1 rRNA gene is annotated in these 2,634 nt (G+C 54.4%); it reads right to left on the bottom strand.

Annotated elements, in window-relative coordinates:
• Nucleotides 1–21: 21 nt before the first annotated feature.
• A 23S ribosomal RNA gene (locus MJ956_RS18615) occupies nucleotides 22–2,634 on the bottom strand; the annotation flags it as partial.

Here is a 2,634-nt window from a genome sequence, read left to right as displayed (position 1 = left end):
GGTGAACATTGACGAATGAGAATGATCAAGCCGATCGAGCGATTAGTACCGGTAAGCTTCATGCGTTGCCGCACTTCCACACCCGGCCTATCGACGTGGTGGTCTACCACGGCTCTGATAGGGAGAACTCGTTTTCAGGTTAGTTTCCCGCTTAGATGCCTTCAGCGGTTATCTAGTCCGTACATAGCTACCCTGCACTGCGGCTGGCGCCACAACAGGTCCACCAGAGGTACGTCCATCCCGGTCCTCTCGTACTAGGGACAGATCCTGTCAATTCTCCTACACCCACGGCAGATAGGGACCGAACTGTCTCACGACGTTCTGAACCCAGCTCACGTACCGCTTTAATTGGCGAACAGCCAAACCCTTGGGACCTGCTCCAGCCCCAGGATGCGATGAGCCGACATCGAGGTGCCAAACAACCCCGTCGATATGGACTCTTGGGGGTCATCAGCCTGTTATCCCCGGCGTACCTTTTATCCGTTGAGCGATGGCCCTTCCACGCGGGACCACCGGATCACTATGACCGACTTTCGTCTCTGCTCGACTTGTCTGTCTCGCAGTCAGGCGGGCTTATGCCATTGCACTCGACAACCGATTTCCGACCGGTCTGAGCCCACCATCGCGCGCCTCCGTTACTCTTTAGGAGGCGACCGCCCCAGTCAAACTACCCACCATACACTGTCCCGGATCCGGATGACGGACCGCGGTTAGACATCCATGACGATAAGGGTGGTATTTCAAGGATGGCTCCACGCGAGCTGGCGCCCACGCTTCAAAGCCTACCACCTATCCTACACATGCCGACACGAATGCCAGTGTAAAGCTATAGTAAAGGTGCACGGGGTCTTTCCGTCTGACCGCAGGAACCCCGCATCTTCACGGGGAATTCAATTTCACTGAGTCTATGTTGGAGACAGCGGGGAAGTCGTTACGCCATTCGTGCAGGTCGGAACTTACCCGACAAGGAATTTCGCTACCTTAGGACCGTTATAGTTACGGCCGCCGTTTACTGGGGCTTCGATTCAGAGCTTGCACCCCTCCTCTTAACCTTCCAGCACCGGGCAGGCGTCAGACCCTATACGTCGTCTTGCGACTTCGCAGAGCCCTGTGTTTTTGATAAACAGTCGCTACCCCCTGGGTTGTGCCACCTCCCAACACTTGCGTATAGGGAGGTCACGCTTCTTCCGAAGTTACGCGTGCAATTTGCCGAGTTCCTTCAACATAGTTCTCTCAAGCGCCTTGGTATACTCTACCAGTCCACCTGTGTCGGTTTCGGGTACGGTCTATACGGTGGGGCTATTTCCTGGAACCGCTTCACCGCAGGATCAATCCAATAAGACCCTACGATACACGCGATCCGTCACTCTCCACCAGGCCCACGATTATTAACGTGGTTCCCATCGACTACGCCTTTCGGCCTCGCCTTAGGGGCCGGCTAACCCTGCTCAGATTAACTTTAAGCAGGAACCCTTGGACTTTCGGCGAGGGAGTCTCTCACTCCCTTTATCGTTACTCATGTCAGCATTCGCACTTCTGATACCTCCAGCAGCCCTCGCGGGTCCGCCTTCGTCAGCTTACAGAACGCTCCGCTACCGCGCATCCGATCCGAAGATCGAACACACCCACAGCTTCGGTGTATGGCTTGAGCCCCGGTACATTTTCGGCGCAAAGACCCTTGATTAGACCAGTGAGCTGTTACGCTTTCTTTAAATGATGGCTGCTTCTAAGCCAACATCCTGGTTGTTTTGGGATCCTCACATCCTTTCCCACTTAGCCATAACTTGGGGACCTTAGATGGTGGTCAGGGTTGTTTCCCTCTCCACGACGGACGTTAGCACCCGCCGTGTGTCTGCCGGATATCACTTCCAGGTATTCGGAGTTTGGTTAGGTTTGGTAAGACGGTGAGTCCCCCTAGCCCATCCAGTGCTCTACCCCCTGGAGTGTCCATCCGACGCTCTACCTAAATAGATTTCGCGGAGAACCAGCTATTTCCGAGTTTGATTGGCCTTTCACCCCTAGCCACAAGTCATCCCGATCTATTGCAACAGATATGGGTTCGGTCCTTCAGTGCGTGTTACCGCACCTTCAACCTGCTCATGGCTAGATCACTCGGTTTCGGGTCTAATCCGACGAACTGAACGCCCTGTTCAGACTCGCTTTCGCTACGCCTCCACCTATCGGCTTAAGCTCGCTCGCCAGACTAAGTCGCTGACCCATTATACAAAAGGTACGATGTCACCCAGGACGAACCTTGGGCTCCATCTGTTTGTAGGCATTCGGTTTCAGGTACTATTTCACTCCCCTTGTCGGGGTGCTTTTCACCTTTCCCTCACGGTACTGGTTCGCTATCGGTCATGCACGAGTACTTAGGCTTGGAGGGTGGTCCCCCCAATTTCAGACAGGATTTCACGTGTCCCGCCTTACTCGAGGATCATCGAAGACATTACGCGTACGGGGCTATCACCCAATTGCGCCAGGTTTCCCAACCTGTTCCGCTTCTTCTTTCAATGACCACTGGCCTGGTCCGCGTTCGCTCGCCGCTACTGACGGAGTCTCGGTTGATGTCCTTTCCTTCGGGTACTTAGATGTTTCAGTTCCCCGAGTTCGCTTCTAACCCCTATGTATTCAGAG

The sequence above is a fragment of the Aurantimonas marianensis genome (assembly GCF_024195285.1).
GTDB classification, from domain to species: Bacteria; Pseudomonadota; Alphaproteobacteria; order Rhizobiales; family Rhizobiaceae; genus Aurantimonas; species Aurantimonas marianensis.
The sequence above is the reverse complement of the archived record's forward strand: the minus strand, read 5'-3'. Positions and strand labels throughout refer to the sequence as shown.